The organism is Streptomyces sp. NEAU-YJ-81 (assembly GCF_017592595.1).
GTDB classification, from domain to species: Bacteria; Actinomycetota; Actinomycetes; order Streptomycetales; family Streptomycetaceae; genus Streptomyces; species Streptomyces hygroscopicus_B.
Genome location: NZ_JAGFNO010000106.1, coordinates 1 through 2,448, shown reverse-complemented (window position 1 = coordinate 2,448; position 2,448 = coordinate 1). Strand labels below are relative to the sequence as shown.

General features: G+C 69.7%; 1 protein-coding gene. It reads right to left on the bottom strand.

Going from position 1 to position 2,448, the window contains the following annotated elements:
- Nucleotides 1-2,448, bottom strand: a 2,448-nt coding sequence (gene clpB, locus J5X86_RS50080; protein ID WP_208523218.1) for an ATP-dependent chaperone ClpB, incomplete at both ends; no start/stop codon positions are given.

Sequence of the window (2,448 nt, the reverse complement as noted above, 5' to 3'; positions counted from 1 at the left end):
TAGGTGACCACGAGTTCGCCGTGCTGGGCGTCGACCTTGACGGTGGCGCCCTCTTCGACATCGCCGCGCAGCAGGGCGCGGCCGATGAGGGTCTCCACCTCATGGGAGATGAAGCGGCGCAGCGGGCGGGCCCCGTAGACCGGGTCGTAGCCCTCGTGGGCGATCACCTGGCGGCCGGCCGGGGTCAGCTCGACGGCGATCAGGCGTTCGGCCAGCCGCTTGCGCAACTCGTCGAACTGCAGCTCCACGATCCGTTCGATCTGCGGTTCGCCGAGCGGTTTGAACAGCACGATGTCATCGACCCGGTTGAGGAACTCGGGGCGGAAGTGGCCGCGCAGCTCGCTCATCACCAGGCCCCGGGCGTCCGGCTTGAGCTCGCCGTCGGAGGTGACGCCGTCCAGCAGATGCATCGAGCCGATGTTGGAGGTCATGATGATCACGGTGTTGCGGAAGTCCACCAGCCGCCCCTGGGCGTCGGTGATCCGGCCGTCGTCCAGGACCTGCAGCAGGGTGTTGAAGACATCGGCGTGCGCCTTCTCGATCTCGTCGAAGAGCACGACCGAGTACGGTTTGCGCCGCACCGCCTCGGTGAGCTGACCGCCCTCCTCGTAGCCGATGTATCCGGGAGGGGCGCCGACCAGCCGGCTGACGGTGTGCCGCTCCTGGTACTCGCTCATGTCCAGGCGGATCATGTTCTCCTCGGTGTCGAAGAGCGCGGCGGCCAGCGCCTTGGCCAGCTCGGTCTTTCCGACGCCGGTGGGGCCGAGGAAGATGAACGAGCCGATCGGGCGGCGCGGGTCCCGGATGCCCGAGCGGGCCCGGATGATGGCGTCGGTGACCAGCTTGACCGCCTCGTTCTGGCCGATGACCCGCTCCTGGAGGATCTCGTCCAGGCGCAGCAGCTTGTCCCGTTCGCCCTCCTGCAGACGGGAGACCGGGATCCCGGTCCAGGCGGAGACGATGTCGGCGATCTCCTCCTCGGTGACCACCTCGCGCAGCAGCCGGTGCGCACCCTGTTTGGCGGCAAGCTGCTCCTCCTCGGCGGCCAGCTTGCGCTGAAGCTCCTGGAGCCTGCCGTAGCGCAGTTCCGCGGCGCGGTTGAGGTCGTAGGCGCGCTCGGCCTCCTCGGCCTCGCGGCGCACCTCCTCCAGCTCCCGGCGCAGGTCCTGCACCCGGCGGATGGACTGCCGCTCGGCCTCCCACTGGGCGTGCTTGGCGTCGGCCTCGGCGCGCAGATCGGCCAGTTCGCGACGGAGCTCCTCCAGCCGCTGCCGGCTGGCCGGGTCGCTCTCCTTGGCCAGCGCGGCCTCCTCGATCTCCAGCCGGGTGACCCGGCGGGTGGTCTCGTCCAGTTCGGCGGGCATGGAGTCGATCTCGGTACGCAGCCGGGCGCATGCCTCGTCCACCAGGTCGATGGCCTTGTCCGGCAGGAACCGGTCGCTGATGTAGCGGTGGCTGAGGGTGGCGGCGGAGACCAGGGCGGTGTCCTGGATCTTGACGCCGTGGAAGACCTCAAGACGCTCGCGCAGGCCCCGCAGGATGGAGATGGTGTCCTCCACGCTCGGCTCCTCCACCAGCACCATCTGGAAGCGGCGCTCCAGCGCGGCGTCCTTCTCGATGTGCTTGCGGTACTCATCCAGGGTGGTCGCGCCGATCATGTGCAGCTCACCGCGGGCCAGCATCGGCTTGAGCATGTTCCCGGCGTCCATGGCGCCCTCGGCGGCCCCGGCGCCGACCACGGTGTGCAGCTCGTCCACGAACAGCAGGATCCGGCCCTGGGCGGAGTTGACCTCGCTGAGCACGGCCTTGAGCCGCTCCTCGAACTCCCCGCGGTACTTCGCGCCGGCCACCAGGGAGCCCATGTCCAGGGCGAAGATGGTCTTGTCGCGCAGCCCCTCGGGTACGTCGCCGCGGACGATGCGCTGGGCCAGGCCCTCGACGATGGCGGTCTTGCCGACGCCGGGGTCGCCGATGAGCACCGGGTTGTTCTTCGTCTTGCGGCTGAGGATCTGGGTCACCCGGCGGATCTCGGCGTCCCGGCCGATCACCGGGTCCAGCTTGCCCGAACGAGCCTCCAGGACCAGATCCCGGCCGTACTTCTCAAGCGCCTCGTACGCCACTTCAGGGTTGGCGGAGGTGACCCGCTGGCTGCCACGGACCTGGGTGAGGGCGCCCAGGAACGACTCCTGGGTGATGCCGTGCTCTTTGAGCACCCGCCCCGCCGCGGTGCCGGACCCCTCCTCGGTGAGCGCGAGCACCAAGTGCTCCACCGAGACGTACTCGTCCTTCAGCCGCTTCGCCTCCCGTTCCGCGGCATCCAGCAACTGGGACAGCCGCTGGGTGATGAAGACCTGCCCCGGCGCGGCCCCCGGGCCGGTGACCCTGGGCTTGCGCGCCAGCTCGGCCTCCAGCATCGAGCCCATCGCCTCGGGGTCGGCGCCCAACTGG